Annotated in this window: 17 protein-coding genes; 5 read left to right on the forward strand and 12 right to left on the reverse strand. The window is 72.8% G+C overall.

What is annotated here, in order from left to right:
- Window positions 1-75: 75 nt before the first annotated feature.
- From JX575_RS16430 to secD, 3 genes are all read right to left on the reverse strand, one after another.
- Complete coding sequence (locus tag JX575_RS16430; protein ID WP_241005215.1) at window positions 76-2070, reverse strand: ATP-dependent DNA helicase; 1995 nt, start codon at window positions 2068-2070, stop codon at window positions 76-78.
- Window positions 2071-2126: 56 nt separating this feature from the next.
- Window positions 2127-2258: a hypothetical protein gene (locus tag JX575_RS19845; RefSeq protein ID WP_260988491.1), complete on the reverse strand. Its 132-nt coding sequence runs from the start codon at window positions 2256-2258 to the stop codon at window positions 2127-2129.
- Window positions 2259-2454: 196 nt separating this feature from the next.
- The gene (gene secD, locus JX575_RS16435) at window positions 2455-4740 is read right to left on the reverse strand and encodes a protein translocase subunit SecD (RefSeq protein WP_186339146.1); all 2286 of its coding nucleotides are present in this window, start codon (window positions 4738-4740) and stop codon (window positions 2455-2457) included.
- A gap of 164 nt (window positions 4741-4904) precedes the next feature.
- On the opposite strand from secD, the gene JX575_RS16440 reads away from it, so the two are divergent.
- A complete protein-coding gene (locus JX575_RS16440) occupies window positions 4905-7064 on the forward strand; it encodes a M14 family zinc carboxypeptidase (RefSeq protein WP_206054432.1) in 2160 nt (719 codons plus the stop codon).
- 30 nt (window positions 7065-7094) lie between these two features.
- Here JX575_RS16440 and hflX read toward each other — a convergent pair whose 3' ends face one another.
- The 7 genes from hflX to miaA form a co-directional block, all read right to left on the reverse strand.
- Window positions 7095-8624, reverse strand: coding sequence for a GTPase HflX (gene hflX / locus JX575_RS16445; RefSeq protein ID WP_186339147.1), 1530 nt, complete (start codon window positions 8622-8624; stop codon window positions 7095-7097).
- A gap of 73 nt (window positions 8625-8697) precedes the next feature.
- Window positions 8698-9384: an NYN domain-containing protein gene (locus JX575_RS16450; protein ID WP_186339148.1), complete on the reverse strand. Its 687-nt coding sequence runs from the start codon at window positions 9382-9384 to the stop codon at window positions 8698-8700.
- A 168-nt stretch (window positions 9385-9552) separates the two neighbouring features.
- A complete protein-coding gene (locus JX575_RS16455; protein ID WP_186339149.1) occupies window positions 9553-10329 on the reverse strand; it encodes an SDR family oxidoreductase in 777 nt (258 codons plus the stop codon).
- 65 nt (window positions 10330-10394) lie between these two features.
- Window positions 10395-11192, reverse strand: coding sequence for a diaminopimelate epimerase (gene dapF, locus JX575_RS16460; RefSeq protein WP_186339150.1), 798 nt, complete (start codon window positions 11190-11192; stop codon window positions 10395-10397).
- A gap of 28 nt (window positions 11193-11220) precedes the next feature.
- Window positions 11221-13092 (reverse strand): gamma-glutamyltransferase, encoded by a 1872-nt coding sequence (gene ggt / locus JX575_RS16465; RefSeq protein WP_186339151.1) that lies wholly within the window; start codon window positions 13090-13092, stop codon window positions 11221-11223.
- A gap of 82 nt (window positions 13093-13174) precedes the next feature.
- The gene (locus tag JX575_RS16470; protein WP_186339152.1) at window positions 13175-13693 is read right to left on the reverse strand and encodes a dihydrofolate reductase family protein; all 519 of its coding nucleotides are present in this window, start codon (window positions 13691-13693) and stop codon (window positions 13175-13177) included.
- A 45-nt stretch (window positions 13694-13738) separates the two neighbouring features.
- Window positions 13739-14653 carry a tRNA (adenosine(37)-N6)-dimethylallyltransferase MiaA gene (gene miaA / locus JX575_RS16475; protein ID WP_186339153.1) on the reverse strand — a complete coding sequence of 305 codons (915 nt, stop codon included), beginning with the start codon at window positions 14651-14653 and terminating at the stop codon, window positions 13739-13741.
- A 33-nt stretch (window positions 14654-14686) separates the two neighbouring features.
- Between miaA and JX575_RS16480 the strand changes: the two genes are divergently transcribed.
- Window positions 14687-15196 carry an NUDIX domain-containing protein gene (locus JX575_RS16480; RefSeq protein ID WP_186339154.1) on the forward strand — a complete coding sequence of 170 codons (510 nt, stop codon included), beginning with the start codon at window positions 14687-14689 and terminating at the stop codon, window positions 15194-15196.
- A 14-nt stretch (window positions 15197-15210) separates the two neighbouring features.
- Complete coding sequence (locus tag JX575_RS16485) at window positions 15211-15516, forward strand: hypothetical protein (protein ID WP_186339155.1); 306 nt, start codon at window positions 15211-15213, stop codon at window positions 15514-15516.
- A gap of 119 nt (window positions 15517-15635) precedes the next feature.
- Here the strand turns inward: JX575_RS16485 and JX575_RS16490 are convergent, their stop codons facing one another.
- Entirely contained in the window at window positions 15636-16613 is a 978-nt protein-coding gene (locus tag JX575_RS16490; protein WP_206054433.1) for a type IV toxin-antitoxin system AbiEi family antitoxin domain-containing protein, read from the reverse strand.
- A gap of 193 nt (window positions 16614-16806) precedes the next feature.
- Window positions 16807-18309, reverse strand: coding sequence for a tRNA (N6-isopentenyl adenosine(37)-C2)-methylthiotransferase MiaB (gene miaB, locus JX575_RS16495; protein WP_186339156.1), 1503 nt, complete (start codon window positions 18307-18309; stop codon window positions 16807-16809).
- 90 nt (window positions 18310-18399) lie between these two features.
- Here miaB and JX575_RS16500 point away from each other — a divergent pair, with 90 nt between their 5' ends.
- Both JX575_RS16500 and JX575_RS16505 read left to right on the forward strand, forming a co-directional pair.
- Window positions 18400-18897 carry a hypothetical protein gene (locus JX575_RS16500; RefSeq protein WP_186339157.1) on the forward strand — a complete coding sequence of 166 codons (498 nt, stop codon included), beginning with the start codon at window positions 18400-18402 and terminating at the stop codon, window positions 18895-18897.
- Window positions 18898-18956: 59 nt separating this feature from the next.
- Window positions 18957-19733, forward strand: a complete 777-nt coding sequence (locus tag JX575_RS16505; protein ID WP_186339158.1) for an amino acid ABC transporter ATP-binding protein — start codon at window positions 18957-18959, stop codon at window positions 19731-19733.
- Window positions 19734-19800 lie beyond the last annotated feature (67 nt).

The raw sequence follows: 19800 nt of genomic DNA on the forward strand, positions 1-19800 counted from the left end.
CTGCCGACATGGGTGCCCGCGTCAAGGGTCGACCGACCGTCCTGACGGCAAACCGCAACAAGCGGGACCAGGGGCCTAGGACTGCCCGAGCCGCTTGAGCGCCTGCCGCACGAGCGCGGGATCGGTGGTCGACCACATCGGCGGCAGGGAGGCCTTGAGGAACCGGCCGTAGCGCGCGGTCTCCAGGCGCGGGTCGAGCACGGCGACCACCCCGCGGTCGGACGTGGTGCGGATCAACCGCCCGGCGCCCTGCGCGAGGAGCAGCGCGGCGTGGGTGGCGGCGACCTGCATGAAGCCGTTGCCCCCGGCCTGGTCGGCGGCCCGCTGGCGCGCCGACATGAGCGGGTCGTCGGGGCGCGGGAAGGGGATGCGGTCGATGATCACCAGCTGGCAGGTGTCGCCCGGCACGTCGAGGCCCTGCCACAGCGACAGCGTGCCGAACAGGATCGTGTGGGGGTCGTCGACGAACTGCTTGGCGAGCTCGGGCAGCTGGGCGTCGCCCTGGGCGAGCGTCGTGAGGTGGGGCAGCCGCGCGCGCACGGCCTCGGCGGCGGTCTCGGCGGCACGACGGGAGGAGAACAGGCCGAGCGTGCGGCCGTCGAGGGCGTCGACGAGCTCGCAGATCTCGTCGAGCTGCGCAGGCCCGAGCCCGTCGCGTCCGGGCTGGGGCAGGTGGCGGGCGACGTAGAGGATGGACTGCTGGCCGTAGTCGAAGGGCGACCCGACGTCGATGCCCTTCCACGGCAGCGCCGTGTCGGGGTCGGCGGGGGCGACCTGCGAGTCGACGCGCTCGGTGGGCTTGAGGCCGAGCGAGGTGGCGACAGCGCCGAACTCGCCGCCCAGCATCAGGGTCGCGCTGGTGAAGACGACCGTCTTGTCGCTCAGCAGCTTGTCGCGCATCGGGCCCCAGACCTGGAGCGGGGCGACGTGGAGCCGGGCCGGGAAGCGGTCGCGCGCCTCGCCGAGCCACAGCACGTCGGCCTGCGAGCCGGCGGCCATCCGCTCGGCGTTGACGAAGACCTCCTGCACCATGCCCTTGGCCTGGGTGCGGCCGGCGTCGCCCTCGCCCTCGCCGCCGGACTCGCGCGGGAACGCCGACAGGCAGGCGCGGGCAGCGTCGCGGACGAGCACCAGTGCGTCGGAGAGCTGGGTCGACATCTGGTCGATGCGGCCGGGGGGCGTCGCCTCGAAGGCCTCGGCGAGCTGCTGCGCGGCGTCCTCGAGGTCGCCGCCCGGGTCGCCGTCGGCGGAGTCGGTCCACCGGCTGGCGCGGCGGGCGGCGCGCTCGATGTCGGGCACCGCGAGCTCGTCGGTGGCCGCCTGAGTCACCCGCGCGGTGAGCTCGTGGGCCTCGTCGATGACGACGGTGTCGTAGTCGGGGATCATCGGCACGTCCTCGATCGCATCGATCGCGAGGAGGGAGTGGTTGGTGACGATCAGGTGGCTGCGGTGCGCCTTCTCGCGGGCGAGCTCGGCGAAGCACTCCGCGCCGAACGGGCACTTGCTGGCGCCGAGGCACTCGCGGTGGTTGACCGAGACCTGGCGCCACTCGCGGTCGGTGTGCCGCGGAGCGTTGTCGCGCTCGCCGCTGCCGCCCTGCTCCGACTCCTCCTCCGCCCACGCGCGCAGCTCGAGCACCTTCTCGGCCAGCGAGCCGGTGGGCACGTCGACGAGCGTGCCCTGGTCGTCGGGGACGCCGGCGCGGATGCGGTGGAGGCAGGCGTAGTTGGAGCGCCCCTTGAGCACCGCGTAGGACGTGTCGAGCCCGGGCACGTCCTTGACCGCCTCGACCAGGCGGGGCAGGTCGCGCTCGACGAGCTGGTGCTGGAGGGCGAGGGTCGCGGTGGCCACCACGACGCGCTTGTCGTGGAGCATCGCCGGGACGAGGTAGCCCAGCGACTTGCCGGTGCCGGTGCCGGCCTGCACGAGCAGGTGGCGGCCCTCCTCCATCGCCTCGGCGACCTCGGTGGCCATCTGCACCTGCCCGTCGCGCTGCTGGCCGCCGAGCGCGGCGACCGCGGTGCTCAGCACCTCGCTGACGGGCGCGGGGGCGGTGGCGGTCTCAGGCACCAGAGCACCCTACGTGGCGGCGCCGACGCTCCGTCGTACGCCGTCCACAGAGCCGCTCAGTAGTTCTTCTTGCGCCCGATCTGACGCTCGATGCGACGCTCGGGCTGGCCCAGCACCTTGGCCAGGATCTTGAACCGGAAGCGGTAGGCGACCACGCCCAGGACGACGATCAGCAGGATCCACAACATGGGGCGAGCGTACGCCGTCCCGCCCAGCCGGTCCCGGTTATCCGGACGGCCGTCCAGGCGCGCCGACCTCCGACCTGGAGGGGAAGTCCGACACCTGGAGGGGGTTGCAACCGCCTCGAAGTGTCGGAGTCCCCGCTCGAGCGGGGACTCCGACCAGACGAGAAGAGCGGAGAGAGGCGCCCAGGCGCCCGGCGGGTCAGACGACCGCGCCGGAGTCCTCGCGGGCCCGCTCGACCTTCTCCTTCTTCACCCGGCTCATGGGCCACTTCTCGTTGAAGTAGGTCAGCAGCGGGGTGGCGACCACGACGGAGGAGAAGGTGCCGACGACGAGGCCGACGAGCAGCGCGATCGCGAAGTCCTGCAGCGAGTCGCCGCCGAGGAAGACGAGCGCGGCCAGGATGAACATCGAGCCGAGGCCCGTGTTGACCGTGCGGGGGATCGTCTCGACGGCCGCCTTGTTGGAGATGTCGATGAACTTGTCGTCGGGCTTGGAGCCCCACCACCGTTCTCGGATGCGGTCGAAGACGACGACGGTGTCGTTGACGGACAGACCCACGATGGTCATCGCCGCCGCCAGGAAGATGCCGTCGATGGGCTTCTGGAGCCACGCGAAGAGCCCGACCACGAGGATCACGTCGTGGGCCATCGCGAGCACCGCCGCGACGCCGAAGGTCCACTTGAAGCGGATGGCGAGGTAGAGCAGCTGGGCGAGGAACGCGACGCCGAAGGCGATGAGCGCGTTGTTGCGCAGCTGCTCACCGAGCGAGGCGCCGATCTGCTGATCGTCGACCTTGTCGACCGTGCCGCCGACCTTCGCGAGCTCGGCCTCGATCCGCTGCTCCTCGGCGTTGGAGATCGCGCCGGTGCGGACGGTGAAGTCGGCCGTGTCGGCGGACTGGACGACGGCCTCGGGGAAGCCGGCCTCGGCGACGGCCTCGCGCGCCTGGTCGACCGTGAGATCCTTGCTGACCGAGTAGTCGAGCTGTCGGCCGCCGGTGAACTCGACGCCGAGGTTGAGCCCCTGGGTGACGATGCCGGTGACGGCGAGCACGAGCGCGGCCGCGGAGATGCCGAGCCAGGTGTTGCGGCGCTTCATCAGCTGGGGGTTCTTGCGGTCCAGCCACTCGCGGACCTTGCCGACCGAGCCCAGCCCGCTGACGGCCGGGTGACGCCCGACGGCCTTGTTGGAGACGGCGACGTCGCACAGCACCCGGGCGATGATCAGCGCCGAGACCATCGAGGCGATGACACCGATCGAGAGCGTGACACCGAAGCCCTTGATCGGGCCGGAGCCGAGGAAGAACAGCAGGCCGGCGGCGAGGAGCGTGGTGATGTTGGAGTCGATGATCGCGCTCCACGCCTTGTTGAAGCCCACCTGGAGCGCCCGCCTGAGCCCTGCCGAGGGATAGGCCTGGTACTCCTCCCTGGCTCTCTCGAAGACGAGCACGTTGGCGTCGATCGCCATGCCGATGGCGAGCACGAATCCTGCGAGGCCGGGCAGCGTGAGCGTCGAGCCGAGCCCGACGAGCATGGCGTAGGCGAGCAGGGCGTACGACGCGAGCGCGAGCGTCGCGGCGAAGCCGACGAGCCGGTAGACGAAGATGATGAACAGGCCGGTCAGCGCGATGCCGATGATGCCGGCCTCGATCGAGGCGTCGATCGCCGCGGCACCGAGGGACGGTCCGACGAGGCGGTCGGAGATCGCCTTGAGCTCGAGGGGCAGCGCGCCGCCCTCGATCAGCGCGGCCAGGTCCTTGGCCTCGGTGGAGGTGAAGTTGCCGGTGATGTCGGTGGAGCCGCCGCGGATGCCGACGTCGCAACCGACGTCGGTGTTGACCTCTGGCGAGGAGATGATCTCGCCGTCGAGCACGATCGCGATGCGGCGCTTGGGGTCGCCGGCCGGGTTGCAGGCGGCCTTGCCGGTGATGTCGGCCCAGGTGCGCCCGCCGGGGCCGTTGAAGTCGATGGCCACCACCCACTCGACGCTCTGGTCGCGCTGCACGGCGCTGGCGCCGCTGATCTCCTCGCCCTGGATGACCGTCGGACCGACCTCGAGCGTGTCGCCCTGGTCGGAGGGCAGGACGAGGTTCTTCTTCTTGCTGGGCTTGGCGTCGGGCTGCGCGGTCGCGATGACCTCGTGGATCGTCAGCTTGGCCGTGGTGCCGATGCGCTCCTCGGCCTCCTGGGCCTCCTCGTCGTTGGTGACGCCCGGCAGCTCGACGAGGATGCGGTTGTCGCCCTGGCGCACGAGGGTGGACTCGGCGACACCGAGGGCGTCGACGCGCCCGCGGAGGACCTGCAGCGTCTTGTCGACGTTCTCGGCGTTGGCGGGGGTCTGCTCGGTGCCCTCCGCCTCGAAGACGAACTGCGCGCCGCCCCGGAGGTCGAGACCCAGGTTGGGCTTGACGTTGATGGCGAGCGCCGCGCACCCGGCCAGGAGGCCGAGCACCAGGATGAAGCGGATCCAGACACCTCGTGACATGCGCGACATCCTCCACCACGAGACTTCGAACGCCCCAATCAGGGCCCGGAGGGGTCAACGCGCGGCCCCGGACGAAGGTTCCGAGCCCTCTCGACAGGGGTCGCCGCACGGGTGTTGTGTGGTCAGACTGCGGCCGATCCACGGCCGCGCTCTCGGGAGGGCACATGTCCACACGCAGGAGAACGACCAGTGGCGTACGGCTGGCGGCCGTCGGCGCGCTGGTGGCAGCAGGGTTGGCCGCAGGGGCAGGGGTGGCGAGCGGGGCGGGAGCGCCGGATCGCGACGACGGGCGCCGGGAGGTCGCCCGCACCGCGTCCGACGACACCACCAAGATCGTGATGGTCCGAGCGCCGGAGGTCGAGGACCGCAACGAGGTGATCGCCCTGGGCCTCGACGTCACCGAGCACGCCACCGAGCGGGGCATCGAGGTCGTCCTGCACGACGACAAGGACGCCGAGGCGCTGCGCGACGCGGGCTTCACCTGGACGGTCACCGTCGACGACCTCGAGGCGCTCACGCGCGCCAACCGCCAGGCCGACCGGGCCTACGACGCCCGCGTCGAGACCTCGGCCCTGCCCAGCGGCCGGACGTCGTACCGCACCTACGACGACTACCAGCGCGACATGGCCCGGCTCGCCCGGCTCTACCCCACGCTCACCAAGCCGCTCACCCTCGAGAACCCGACGGTGCTCGGCGAGCGCATCCGCGGCCTGGAGATCAGCGTCGGCGCCACCGACGTCCGCGACGGCAAGCCCGTCTTCCTCCTCATGGGCGCCCACCACGCCCGCGAGTGGCCCAGCGCCGAGCACACGATGGAGTTCGCCTTCGACCTGCTGCAGTCCTACTACGCCCGCGACCGCGACGTCCGCGACCGGGCCCGCCGCGTGCTGGAGGACTCGCGCGTGATCGTCGTGCCGATCGTGAACGTCGACGGGTTCAAGATCTCGCGAGGCGCGGCGCCGCTCGGCGACTTCAGCACCTTCGACTACGAGATGAAGCGCAAGAACTGCTCGATCTCGGCGGCCACGCCCGCGCAGTACCGGACCGGGACGTGCGACGACAACCCCGCCGGCCGGCTCCGGGGCACCGACCTCAACCGCAACTACCCCGGCTTCTGGGGAGGAGGCGGCGCGAGCCCCACCTGGTCGAGCGACACCTTCCGCGGTGACGGGCCGGGCAGCGAGCCCGAGTCGGACGCCGTGCGCAAGCTGATCTCGAAGCGCTCGGTCACGGTCATGATCTCCAACCACACCTACAGCAACCTGGTGCTCCGCCCGCCGGCCATCGCGGCCACCGGCCTGGCGCCGGACGAGCCGGAGCTCAAGGCGCTCGGCGACGCGATGGCGGCGCAGAACGCCTACACCAGCCAGGCGTCGTACCAGCTCTACGACACCTCAGGCTCGACGGAGGACTGGAGCTACTGGATCACCGGTGGCCTCGGCTACACGATCGAGATCGGCGACGAGGGCTTCCACCCCGCCTACGAGGAGGCCGTCGTCGGGGAGTACCTCGGCCAGGCCCCCGCGGACAGCGCCGGGCTCGGCGGCAACCAGGAGGCCTACTGGCTCGCCGCGGAGGCGGCGGCCGACGACGGGCTGCACTCCCGCATCCGCGGCACCGCGCCGGCCGGGCGCACGATCACGGTGTCCAAGCACGTCGTGTCCCCGACCTCGCCGGTGATCCAGACCGACGGCACGGTCGGCGAGCCCATCCTCTACGAGGACACGCTCGTCACCGAGTACGCCACCGACCGCGGCGGCCGGTTCGTCCTGGACGTCAACCCGTCGACGCGCCCGCTGGTCGCGGGCCGCTACGGCCGCTACCCCGAGGCGCCGCCGCAGGCGCCGGTCACGCTCGTCAACCCCGCCGGCGTCCCGGCGGTCGGCAGCAGCGAGACCACGACGTTCGAGGTGCAGGGCCTGCCCGCGGCCGACAACGGCTATGCGGTGGTGACCGTCGGCTGGCCGTCGGACGACGCCGAGGCCTACGACTGGGACTTCACGCTCATCGGGCCCGACGGCACGCCGGTGGGCTCGGGCGCGACGCTCGGCAACCCCGAGGTGATCCGGGTCCCCGACCCGCAGCCGGGCACCTACACCCTCGTGGCCGACAACTACGCGGGAGGCGACGCCGCCCACGACTGGACCGGGCAGGTGACGTTCGAGAGCCCCGACCCGCCGATCGACACCGGCGTCAAGGAGGCGTGGGTCGTCTCCTGCACCGACCGTCGCGACCGCGTGCTCGGCACGCGTGAGGTCGTCGTCGACCGGGGCGAGGTCGTCGGCGTCGGCGACGTCTGCCGACGCGGCCGGCTCAAGGACTGAGGTCCGCGCCGCGTGCGCCCGCTGACGAGCTCAGCGGGCGTACGCGGCGAGCTCGCCGGCGAGGTCGGCGTTGGCCCGGCCGACCACGAGCGTGCCGTCACCGGTGTGCTCCATCGAGCCGATCTCGGCCTCCTGGTGGATCCGGTTGACCAGGTCGCCGCGCTCGTAGGGCAGCAGCACGTCGAACTCGACCTGCGGGCGCGGCAGCTCGGACTCGACGGCGCGCAGCGCCTCCTCGATGCCCTCACCGGTCTTGGCGCTCACCACGACGCTGTGCGGCTCGCGCGACCGCAGCCGGCCGATCACCAGCGGGTCGGCCGCGTCGGCCTTGTTGATCACGATGATCTCGGGGACCTTGGTCGCCCCGATCTCGGCGAGCACCTCGCGCACCGCGGCGATCTGGCCCTCGGGGTCGGGGTGCGAGCCGTCGACCACGTGGAGCAGCAGGTCGGCGTCGGCGACCTCCTCCAGCGTCGAGCGGAACGCCTCGACCAGGCCGTGCGGCAGGTGGCGGACGAACCCGACGGTGTCGGACATCGTGTAGATGCGGCCGTCGGAGGTCGTCGTACGACGCGTGGTGGGGTCGAGGGTCGCGAAGAGCGCGTCCTCCACCAGCACCCCCGCGTCGGTCAGCCGGTTGAGCAGCGACGACTTGCCGGCGTTGGTGTAGCCGGCGATCGCGACGCTGGGCACGTGGTTGCGGCGGCGCGACTGGCGCTTGACCTCGCGGGTGCCGCGCATCTCCTTGAGCTCGCGGCGCAGCTTGGCGATCTTGGTGTTGATGCGGCGCCGGTCGGTCTCGATCTTGGTCTCACCGGGGCCGCGGCCGCCGATGCCGTCACCGCCGGCAGCGCGGCCACCGGCCTGGCGCGACAGGTTGCCGCCCCAGCCGCGCAGGCGCTGCTTCATGTACTGCAGCTGGGCCAGCTCGACCTGCGCCTGGCCCTCCTTGCTCTTGGCGTGCTGGGCGAAGATGTCGAGGATCAGGGCGGTGCGGTCGACCACCTTGACCTTGATCTTGTCCTCGAGGTTGCGCAGCTGGCTGGGGGCCAGCTCGCCGTCGCAGATCACGGTGTCGGCGCCGGTGGCCTCGACGATCTCGCGGATCGCCTCGACCTTGCCGCGGCCGATGTAGGTGGCGGGGTCGGGCTTCTGGCGGCGCTGGAACACGGCCTCGAGCACCTCGGAGCCGGCCGTCTCGGCGAGCGCCGCGAGCTCGGCCATGGAGTTCTCCGCGTCGGTGACGCTGCCCTCGGTCCACACGCCGACGAGCACGACCTTCTCCAGGCGCAGCTGGCGGTACTCGACCTCGGTGATGTCCTCGAGCTCGGTGCGCAGGCTGGCCACGCGGCGCAGCGCGTGGCGCTCGGCGAGCTCCTGCGCGCCGACGGTGAGCTCCTCGGGGTCGGGCTCGTCCCAGGCGTCGGACGACGCGTCGTCGGCATAGCCGGAGTCGACGTCGTCGGCGAGCAGCTCGTCGTCGAGCTCGATGGTCTCGTCGTCCCAGGCGCGGGTAGCGTCGAGCGCGTCGCGCAGGTTGAAGTCAGGTGCGTTCGTCATATGCCGTCCAGCCTAGGTCGCACGGCCTCACCTGCGCGAACGGTTTCGCGCAGGGCTGACGACGGGGTGGGCCTCAGGCGCGGTGCCGCCCGGCCGAGGCGGCGGGAGCCGGCCCGGTGAGGGTGCCCACGTCGACGAACTCGTCGCAGGCGGCGCGTACGTCGGAGGGCGTGTGCGGCGGCCCGGCCACCACGACCCTGACGCCGGCGGCGTGCAGGCGCTGGAGCAGGGGGAGCATCGAGGTCATGTCGCCCGCGACGACCACCTCGTCGACGGCGGACTCGCGGGCGATGTCGACGGCGTCGATGGCCAGCGCCACCCGGGCCTGGGCGTCGTCGTCGGCGAGTTGGTGGAACGAGTGCAGCCCCTGGCGGCGCAGGTGCTCGACCCACGAGCCGAGGTCGGAGCGGCTCCAGTCGGCGTAGGCGCGGCACACGGTGACCGAGCCGCGGCCCTCGAGCCGCTGCAGCAGCCCGGCGGCGACCTCCTCGGGGATGCGGCGCGCGTCGATGAGCACGGCCAGCCGGCGCGCCTGCACCGGGTCGGGCCCGGCGGGCCGGCGCGGGAGGACCCGCGCCGCGGGCGGGGCCGGGACGGCGGGACGCAGCGACTCCGCGGCGGGCGCGCGTGCCGGCGGTGGGACGGAGCGCGGTGCGCCTCCACGGCGCGCGCCCACCCATCGGCGTACGAGCGAGGCGAGCTCGCTGTCGTCGCTGTCCGCGCCGGCTGTCGCCGGGCGCGGCTCGATCAGGTTGGTCATCGTGAGCCCCCCACAGGCTGTCCTGGACGTTCCGTCCAGCACGATCCTCCATCGCGGGCCGCCGCGGCGGCGATCGGCCGAATCGGGGCCGTCGGTCTGGACCAGCCGGAGCCGGGCGTCAGTGGGTCGGTCAGCGGGCCAGACAGCGGCCCGGTCAGCGGGCCGGCATCACTTGGGGGGCATCCGGATGCCGCCGTCGACGCGGATCGTCTCGCCGTTCATGTAGGAGTTGGTCAGGCACTCCACGACCATGCCGGCGAGCTCCTCGGCCCGACCCAGGCGCTTGGGGAAGAGCACGTTGCGACCCAGGTTGGCCTTGAACTCCTCGGGCTCGGGGAAGGCGTCATAGATCGGGGTGTCGATCAGGCCGGGCGCCACGGTGTTGAGCCGGATGCCGGCCGCGGAGAGGTCGCGCGCGACCGGGAGCGTCATGCCGACCACGCCGCCCTTCGAGGCGGAGTAGGACGCCTGGCCGATCTGGCCGTCGAAGGCGGCGACCGAGGCGAGGTTGACGATGGCGCCGCGCTGGCCGTCGGCGTCGGGCTCGTTGCGGCTCATCACCGTCGCGGCCTGGCGGGTCATGTCGAAGGTGCCGATCAGGTTGATCTCGACGACCCGGCGGAACGCGTCGAGGTCGTGGGCCTGCTCGAGGAGCCCGTCGCGGCCGATGGTGCGCTGCGCCCAGCCGATGCCGGCGGAGTTGACGCACGCGCGCAGCGGGGCGATCTCGGCGGCGGCCTCGACGGCGGCGGCGACCTGGTCGGTCCTGGTCACGTCGACCGGGGCGAAGACGCCACCGATCTCCGCGGCGAGCGCCTCGCCCTTCTCGGCGTTGAGGTCGGCGACGACGACCACGGCGCCCCGCGCGGCGAGGGCCCGGGCGACGGCGGCACCGATGCCGCTCGCGCCGCCGGTGACGATGGCGGAGGATCCGGTGATGTCCATGCGCCGGATGCTATGCCAGTCGGGTGCGGGGCCCGGAGGCGGCTGCGACGGGCCGGGCGCTCGACTCAGAGGTCGGTCTCGCCGCGGGCGACGAGCACCGCGGGGCCCGTCATCAGCACGCGGTCGTCCTCGGTCCACACGACGTGGAGGGTGCCGCCGGGCACGTCGACGCGGTAGGTGGTGCCGCGCGGGGCATCGTCGGCCAGCGCCGTGGCGACCGCCACCGCACAGGCGCCGGTGCCGCACGAGCGGGTCTCCCCCGAGCCGCGCTCGTGGACGCGCATCGTGACGTGGTGCTCCCCGCGGCGCACGACGAACTCGACATTGACGCCTTCGGGGAAGACCGCGTCGTCGTGCTCGGGCGGCTCGATGAGCGGGCCCGGCTCGGCCAGGTTGTCCACGGAGGCCACCGCGTGGGGGTTGCCCATCGAGACGTGACGCGCGGGCCACGTCCGGCCCATCACCGACACGCTCGTCTCCCCCAGCACCTCGGGGGCGCCCATGTCGACGGTCAGCTCGTCGCCGGACCGGTCGACGGCCTTGACGCCGGCACGGGTGAGGATCCGCATCGGGAACGGCTCGCCCTCGACGTCGTGGAGGTAGCGGGCGAAGACGCGCACCCCGTTGCCGCACATCTCGCTGACCGACCCGTCGGCGTTGCGGTAGTCCATGAACCACCCGCCGTCGCGGCGCACCGCCCGCAGCACCCCGTCGCCGCCGATGCCGGCGCGACGGTCGCAGAGGGCGCGTACGCGCGCGGCGTCCATCTCGCCGTCGGCGTCGCCGTGGACCGTGCCGTCGGGGTCGGGCAGCACCACGAAGTCGTTCTCGGTGCCGTGTCCCTTGAGGAAGGGGTAGCTCACGCCGCCAGTGTGGCAGGCGGGACGAGCCTCAGCGCGGGTCGACCACCTTGGCCGACCCCTTGCCGCGACGGCTGGGCTCGGCGACCGCCGTCATCCGCTTGCCGGAGCCGAACTCGATCGCCGTCGCCGCCCCGATCTCGGCGGCGCTGGTGAACGCGTCACCGGCGGGCGCCAAGGTGTGGCCCAGGGCCGTGAGCGCCGGGCCGTAGGCCGCGATGAACTCCGGCTCGGCCGTGACGCTGGCGGTGTTGCGCTGGGCGGCGCGCGGCGCGGCGATGGCCTCCTCGATGGTCATGCCGAGGTCGATCCGGTTGACCAGCATCTGCAGGACGGTCGTGATGATCGTCGATCCGCCGGGCGAGCCGAGCGCCAGGAACGGCTTGCCGTCCTTGAGCACGATCGTGGGCGACATCGAGCTCCGCGGGCGCTTGCCGGGCTGGATGCGGTTGGGGTCGGCGGCGTCGTAGACGGTCGAGAAGTCGGTGAGCTCGTTGTTGAGCAGGAAGCCGTGGCCGGGCACGACCATGCCCGAGCCGCCGGTCTGCTCGATGGTGAGGGTGTACTCCACGACGTTGCCCCACCGGTCGGCGACCGTGAGGTTGGTGGTGGAGATGTTCTCGGTGTCGGCGTCGGTCGTGCCCTTGGCCGACGACGGCGAGCACACGCCGTCGTACGACGTCACGTCACCGGCGGCGACCGGCTTGGTGGCGGCCTTCGCGGGGTCGAGCGCGCAGGCACGCTCGGCGGCGAACCGGTCGTCGAGCAGGCGCTTGACCGGGACGTCGACGTAGGCGGGGTCGCCGACGTACGTGCCGCGGTCGGCGAAGGCCAGCGCGCTGGCCTCGAGGTAGTGGTGGAGGGCCTGCTCGGCCGTCATCGCGGAGAGGTCGTAGCGCTCGAGGATGTTGAGCGCCTCGCCGACGGTGGTGCCGCCGGAGGACGACGGCGCCATGCCGTAGACCTCGTGGCCGCGGTAGGTCGTGCGGGTCGCGCGCTGCGAGCGGACCTGGTAGTCGCGCAGGTCGCGGGCCGTCAGCCAGCCGGCCGGCACGGGGAGCTCGGTGCGCTTGGTGGTGCGCGGCTTGCGGACCACGTCGGCCATCAGGCGGGCCAGGCGGCCGCGGTAGAACGCCTTCGGGCCGCGCTGGGCGATCAGGTCGTAGGTGTCGGCGAGGTCGGGGTTGCGGAACACCGAGCCGACCCTGGGTGCGTCGCCCTTGGGCAGGAACAGCTTCTTGGTGTCGCGGAACGCCGCGAAGCGCACCTCGTTGTCGAGGGTCTGCTGGCGGAAGGTCTCGTCGACCTTGAAGCCGCGGCGCGCGACCTTGGTGGCGGGCGCGAGCGCCTCGGCCAGGGAGAGGGTGCCCCAGTTGGCGAGGGCCTTGTCCCAGGTCGCCAGGGTGCCGGGGGTGCCGACGCTCGCGCCGCTCGTGACGAGGTCGGGGGTGAAGGTGTAGGGCTTGCCCGTGGCAGGGTCGATGAAGGCGTCCTGCGGCATCTTGCGCGGAGCCGTCTCGCGACCGTCGAGCGTGCGGACCTTGCCCGACTTGGCGTCGTAGTGCACGAAGTAGCCGCCGCCGCCGATGCCCGCGCTGTAGGGCTCGGTCACGCCGAGCGTCGCCGCCGCGGCCACGGCGGCATCGACCGCGTTGCCGCCCGCCTTGAGCACCTTGAGCCCGGCCGCGCTCGCCTCGGGGTCGACCGTGCTGATCGCGCCGCCCTTGCCGACGGCCGTGGGGTCCTTGACCGTCGGTCGGAGCTCGGAGGTCGGCGCCGGCGCGGTGGAGGGCGCCTGGGCCGCCGGCTGCGCGGGCACCGGCGAGGCGACGAGCGACGCGGCGACCGCCAGTCCGCTGGCGGCAGAGAAGGTGGCGGTGACGCGACGAGCGAGGTGGGGCATGGGTTCCTCTCGGGAGTCGTTGGCCCCAACCCTGCCCCCGCCGGTGCGGCTTGTCCCACACCCCACCGGGTGCGTGCCGACGTCAGCCCACGACGGTGTAGCGCCCGCACAGGAAGTCGCGGTTGCGACCGACCTCCTCGAGCCGGAGCTCGACGTGGCGGGGCAGCACGGGCGCGCCGCCGCCGAGGGTCACCGGGGCGTACTGCAGCCACACCTCGTCGAGCAGCCCGGCGTCGTGGAACTGACCGACCAGGTCGCCGCCGCCCACCACCCAGAGGTCCTTGCCGGCGGCGGCCTCGGTCATCGCGGCGTGCACACGACGCACGTCGTCGCGGTCGAAGCGGACGCTCGGCGGCGCCTCCGGGAAGGTGCGGTGGGTCAGCACCCACGTCGGCAGAGGTCCCCACGGGTCGTCGTCGTGGTCGAGGATCCACTGCCAGGTCGACGCCCCCATCACGCACGCGCCGAGGCGCTCGCGGAAGCCGGGATAGGCCATCGGCCCCTCCTCGTCGATGTCGCGCGAGGTGAGCCAGTCGAGCGAGTGGTCGTCGGCCGCGATGAAGCCGTCGAGCGTGCAGCCGGTGTAGTAGATGGTCGCCATCGGACCACCATGGCACCGCCCGCCGACACCGCGCCCCGGGCGAGCTCAGCCCAGCAGGGCCTCGACCGCCCCGACCGCCTTCTCGACGCGGTCGGGGTCGTCGTGGGCGACCCACACGATGCGCGGGTCCTTGCGGAACCAGGCGTCCTGGCGGCGGGCGAAGCGCCGGGTCGCGACGATCGTCTGCTCGATCGCCCGGTCGAGGCTGCGGTCGCCGGCAAGGTAGCCCATCACCTCCCGGTAGCCGATGGCCCGTGAGGCGGTGCGGGCCTCGGCGAGGCCGCGCTCGAGCAGCGCCTCGACCTCCTCGACGAGCCCTCCGGCGAACATCTCCTCGACGCGGTGGGCGATCCGCTCGTCGAGCGTCGGCCGGTCGATGTCGACGCCCACCTGCACCGTCAGCGGGTCGACGTACTCCAGCCGTGGGAGGCTGGCGCTGAACGGGCGGCCGGTGAGCGCGACGACCTCGAGCGCGCGTATGACGCGGCGCCCGTTGTCGGGCAGGATCTGCGCGGCCGCCTCCGGGTCGACCCCCGCCAGCCGCTGGTGCAGCGCGTGGCTGCCCACGCGCTCGAGCTCGGCCTCGAGCTCGCGGCGCAGCGAGTCGTCGGTGCCGGGGAACTCGAAGCGGTCGAGGATCGCGCGGGTGTAGAGCGCCGACCCACCCACCAGCACCGGGGTGGCGTCGCGACCGCGGATCTCGGCGATCGCCTCGCGCGCCCAGCCCTGGAACAGTGCGACGGTCGCCGGCTCGGTGACCTCGTAGAGGTCGAGCAGGTGGTGCGGGATGCCGCGCCGCTCCGACTCGGGCAGCTTGGCGGTGCCGACGTCCATCCCGCGGTAGACCTGCATCGCGTCGGTGTTGACCACCTCTCCCCCGAGCCTCTCCGCGAGGTCGAGGCTGAGCCCGGTCTTGCCCGAGGCCGTGGCCCCCACGACGGCGACGACAGGACGGGGCATGAGCCGATTGTCGCAGCGCCCTACGGTGGGCGGGTGAGCGACCACTTCGCCCTCGTCCCGGCGTCCTACGTCTACCTGCTCCGCGAGTCGCCCGGCGGGACGGAGGTGCTGCTCCAGCGGCGCGGGCCGGTGCCCTACATGCCCGGCCACTGGGCGGCGGGCGCCGCGGGCCACGTCGAGCCCGGCGAGACGGCGTACGACGCCGCCCGGCGCGAGGCGCTCGAGGAGCTCGGCATCACCGACCTCGAGCTCGACTTCGTGCTGACCATGCAGCGCAGCCAGTTCGGGCCGGCGATCGAGGAGCGGGTGGACTGGTTCTTCACGTCGCGGTCGTGGACCGGCGAGCCGCGCATCGTCGAGCCGGAGAAGTGCGCCGAGCAGCGCTGGTGCCGCCTCGACGACCTGCCCGAGCCGATGGTGCCGCACGAGGCGCACGCGCTGGCGCACCTGTTCTCCGGGGTCGGCTACCTCACCTTCGGGTGGGACGCCCCTCCGCCCGGGGGTGGCCCGGGCGGGACGGGCGAGGCAGGATCACCCGGATGACAGGGAGGGAATCGATGACCGACGAACAACTGAGCCCGATGCCCGAGCCGTACTCCGAGGAGCCGCAGCTGGTCCCCGGTGGGATCGACGCGCTGCAGGAGGACCCCGCCGACGCGGGCCTCGCGCGCGACCTGGACCCGGACGAGAACCCGGCCGTGGACGACGTGCTGCCCGACGAGATCGCCGAGCCCGACGAGAAGCCGCAGGCGCCTGAGGGCGAGGCGGAGGACAAGGAGTCCGACACCCCGCGTAAGGAGGCCTCCGGGGAGCCCACCGCCGGCCAGCAGGCCGAGGACGGGTCCCCCGAGCCCCCCGCCTGACCACATCGTGGAGGATCCGAGTCACCTGGTGGCTCGGATCCTCCACGCTCCTGTCGGAGTCCCCGCTCGAGCGGGGACTCCGACAGACCTCGACAGACCTCGACAGACAGGCACCGGGCTCATGCCGCCCGCTCGAGCGCACATCCACCGCCGCACGACCTGGCCGGCGGCCATCCATCCCGCTCCAGCAGCGCCGAGACCTTGGCCGCGGTCGAGCACGGCCGGCCGACGACCTGCCCCCACGTGAGGCGTACGGTGTCGCGCCCCTCGACGGCCGCGTCCAGGTCGCGCTCGAAGTCGCGGTCGCGCTGCTCGGCGGTGTCGTGCCACAGGCGTCCGTCGAGTTCGAGCAGGCGCAGGCCATAGGACGCGTCGCGATAGACCACGCCCGTGACGGTGCCCGCGCGCTGCTGTCGCTCGGCGCGCGGCAGCCCGTGGGGACGTTCGACGCGGGTGACGAAGGCGTGCTCCAGGACCGAGCACGACCCGTCGGCCACGTCGCGCAGGACGGCGTCCAGGAAGTCGCGGCGCGGGGCCCGAGCGCGGTGGGCGAGGGCGTGCTGCAGGCGTACAGCCGTGGTGTGGCGACCCTGCACCGCGCGGGCGACCGCTCCGACCGCCGCGAGATCGCCGACCGTGCCCAGTGCGACGTCGAGCGCCGCCTCCTCGTAGCGCAGTCGAGGCGGTCCGAGGTTCCAGCCGACCCGGTCGCGGAGCAGGAAGGTGCGCGTGACGCGTACCCCCTCCGGCGCGACCACCCGTCGGCTGCGCGGGACCACGACGTGGATCGGGCCGGCGTCGCCGTCCGGACGCCCGGGGCCGTCCGCCGCCCGCATCGCTGAGACACCCGCCAGCGCCGCGCCGAGCTCGACGCCCGCGACGCCGCGCGGACTCGCGCAGGCGAGCACCGCGCCCCAGGCCCGCTGGACCCACACGGGGTCGCCGGTGTGGGCGACGTACACGCCGGGGTGCAGCGGCGCCAGCTCGCGGCGGCGCACCATCCGGCGCAGGTCGTGCGGCAGCAGGCCCGCGCCCAGTGCCTGCGCGCGGGAGACGACCCCGTCCTGGGAGGCGAGCAGGGAGTCCAGATCGAACACCCGACCACGCTCGACGACCGCGCTCCTCGGCGCGACCCCCTCCGCCCGATCTGTGGATGAGGCGATCGTGGAGGATCCGGGTCACCTGGTGGCTCGAATCCTCCACGCTCCTGTCGAAGTCCCCGCTCGAGCGGGGACTCCGACAGACGACAGACGACCAGACGACAAGCGGGCGGGCGAGCGGCGGGCGGGCTCAGCCGCAGGCGGGAGCGGGGGGAAGCGGGGCGGGGACGCCGACCGCGGGCATGCCGAGCCCGACGGAGGCGGGAGCCGCGGGGGCGGACGTACGCCGCTCCCAGGCGTCGCCGGCGCGGGTGCGGCGCACGGAGCGGATCGGACCGTCGGCGACGAGGTGGTGGGGCGCGGCGTAGGTGATCTCGACCTCCACCATGTCGCCGGGGCGGACGGAGTCGTCGGGCACGGCCGAGAAGTCGGCGGCGAAGTGGACGAGCCGGTTGTCGCGGGCGCGACCGGACAGGCGCTTGGTCGCGACGTCCTTGCGGCCCTCGCCCTCGGCGACCATCAGCTCGACGGTGCGGCCCACGATCGCCTTGCTCTCGGCCCAGGCGACCTCCTCGACCACCTCGACCAGGCGCTGGTAGCGGTCCTTGACGACGTCCGGCGGCACCTGGTCCTCGAGCACGGCGGCCGGGGTGCCGGGGCGCTTGGAGTACTGGAAGGTGAAGGCGGCGGAGAAGCGGGCGGCGCGGACCACGTCGAGGGTGGCCCGGAAGTCCTCCTCGGTCTCGCCGGGGAAGCCCACGATGATGTCGGTGGTGATCGCGGCGTCGGGGATCGCGGCGCGCACGCGCTCGATGATGCCGAGGTACTTCGACTGGCGGTAGGAGCGGCGCATGTCGCGCAGCACCTTGTCGGAGCCCGACTGCAGCGGCATGTGCAACGACGGCATCACGTTGGGCGTCTCGGCCATCGCCTCGATGACGTCGTCGGTGAACTCCGCCGGGTGCGGCGAGGTGAAGCGCACCCGCTCGAGCCCCTCGATCGAGCCGCAGGCGCGCAGCAGATTGGAGAACGCCTGGCGGTCGCCGAACTCCACGCCGTAGGCGTTGACGTTCTGGCCCAGCAGGGTGATCTCGGTGACGCCCTCCGCGACCAGCGCCTCGACCTCGGCGAGGACCTCGCCGGGGCGGCGGTCCTTCTCCTTGCCGCGCAGGGCGGGGACGATGCAGAAGGTGCACGTGTTGTTGCACCCGACCGAGATCGACACCCAGGCGGCGTACGCCGACTCGCGCTTGGTGGGCAGCGTCGAGGGGAAGACCGACAGCGACTCGAGGATCTCGACCTGCGCCTCCTCGGCCACCCTGGCCCGCTCGAGCAGCACCGGCAGCGAGCCGATGTTGTGGGTGCCGAAGACGACGTCGACCCACGGCGCCCGCTGGGTGATGGTGTCGCGGTCCTTCTGCGCCAGGCAGCCACCGACGGCGATCTGCATGCCCGGCCTGGCGGCCTTGACCGGGGCGAGGTGACCGAGGTTGCCGTAGAGCTTGTTGTCGGCGTTCTCGCGCACCGCGCACGTGTTGAAGACGACGACGTCGGCCTGCTCGTCCGCCGCGGCGCGGACGTAGCCCGCGTCCTCGAGCAGGCCGCTGAGCCGCTCGGAGTCGTGGACGTTCATCTGGCACCCGTGGGTCTTGACCTCGTAGGTGCGTGCGGGGGTCTCTGCGACGGTGCTCATGACCGTTCAAGGGTACGGCGGCGCGCGGGGGCGGGGGCAATCGCGACGAGGACCCCGCGCCCGCCGCTGCACCGTGCCTAGGCTCGCGGCATGTTCCGCATGCACGCGCTCGAGCTGCTGCCGGACGAGACCGGTCGCGAGGCCGTACGCCGGGACTGGCAGGCGCTGCGCGACGCCGGGCTGCCGTCGCAGCTCGACCACCGCGGGTCGACCAACAGCCCGCACGTGACGGTCGTCGCGGCCCCGGCGCTCGGCGGGGACGACGAGCAGCGGGCCAACGACCTCCTCGGGCCGTTGCTGCCGGTGGAGGTCCGCGCCTCGGGGCTCGCCCTCCTCGGCGGCAGCCGGGTCTCGCTGGTCCGGGTCCTCGACGTGCCGGACGCGCTGGTGCGTGCCGTGCTCGACCTGCGCTCGCGGGTGCGTGACGTCCAGCACGTCGGGTGGCTCCCCCACCTCACGCTGGCGCGGCGGATGGCACGAGCCGACGTGGGCCGCGCGGTCGGCGTGCTGGGCCACGAGGACGTGGTGGTGACCCTGTCGTCGCTGCGCCGGTGGGACCCCGACGCGGGAATCGTCACCACTCTGTGATGGTCCCCGGGGGCCATGCCTGATGGTCCGCGCGGGCCACCTGCCGATAGGTTGCCCCCATGACCGCGCAGCAAACGGCCACCGTCAGCGCCGGCCGGGGCGAGCCCCTCGTCGTGCTGAAGGGCGTCCAGAAGTACTTCGGGCAGCTCCACGCACTCCGCGACATCGACCTCACCGTGACGCGCGGCGAGGTGGTCGTCGTGATCGGCCCGTCCGGGTCCGGCAAGTCCACCCTGTGCCGCACGATCAACCGGCTCGAGACCATCGACGAGGGCACGATCACCCTCGACGGCTTGGACCTGCCCCAGGAGGGCAAGGCGCTCGCCGCACTGCGGGCCGAGGTCGGCATGGTCTTCCAGAGCTTCAACCTCTTCGCCCACAAGACGATCCTCGAGAACGTCACCCTCGGGCCGATCAAGGTGCGCGGCATGAGCCGGACCGCGGCCGAGCAGAAGGCCCGCGAGCTGCTCGAGCGGGTCGGCGTCGACCACCAGGCCAACAAGTACCCCGCCCAGCTCTCCGGCGGCCAGCAGCAGCGCGTGGCCATCGCCCGCGCCCTGGCCATGGAGCCGAAGGTGATGCTCTTCGACGAGCCGACCTCCGCGCTCGACCCGGAGATGATCAAGGAGGTCCTCGACGTCATGGTCGACCTCGCCGAGCAGGGCATGACGATGATCGTCGTCACCCACGAGATGGGCTTCGCCCGCACGGCCGCCGACCGCGTCGTGTTCATGGCCGACGGCGCGATCGTGGAGGAGAACACCCCCGAGGAGTTCTTCATCCACCCGCGCTCGGACCGCGCCAAGGACTTCCTGGGCAAGATCCTCAAGCACTGAGGCCCTCCCCGCCCTTCCCCGCCCCTCCCCCCGCAGCTCCCCACCCGGAACCCACCGACGGCCTCGG

Origin of the sequence: Nocardioides sp. zg-1228 (assembly GCF_017086465.1) — a bacterium.
In the GTDB taxonomy this organism is placed as follows: Bacteria; Actinomycetota; Actinomycetes; order Propionibacteriales; family Nocardioidaceae; genus Nocardioides.